This is a genomic window from Streptococcus sp. HMSC067H01 (assembly GCF_001814775.1).
Classification (GTDB): Bacteria; Bacillota; Bacilli; order Lactobacillales; family Streptococcaceae; genus Streptococcus.
In genome coordinates this window covers 1-261 of sequence record NZ_KV817762.1, presented here as the reverse complement: position 1 = coordinate 261, position 261 = coordinate 1, and the positions used below count along the sequence as shown (strand labels likewise).

The 261-nt window shown below is 43.7% G+C and carries 1 protein-coding gene; it reads right to left on the bottom strand.

Translation table 11 applies throughout. The features are described from left to right. A partial coding sequence (locus HMPREF2987_RS00005; protein WP_180364481.1) for a G5 domain-containing protein occupies positions 1–261 on the bottom strand: 261 nt, incomplete at both ends.

Below are 261 nucleotides of genomic sequence, written 5' to 3'. Positions count from 1 at the left end.
AGTTTCACGAGTGATGGTTGTAAATGGAATTTCTTCATTTTGGATGTCAACTCTTGGTTTGTTTTCAGCAATAGTAGCTTGTCCTTTTTCATCTCCAAGGTGAGTGACAGGGTTCCCCACTTCAATCACTTGAGCAACAGGTTCTTGCGCTACGACACTTGTAACCAATGTTTTAACTTCAGTTCCGTCAGCAGCAGTAGTCACAGAGTAGAAGTGGCTACGACGACCGTTTACACCTTCAGTCACGATACGAGATTGTCC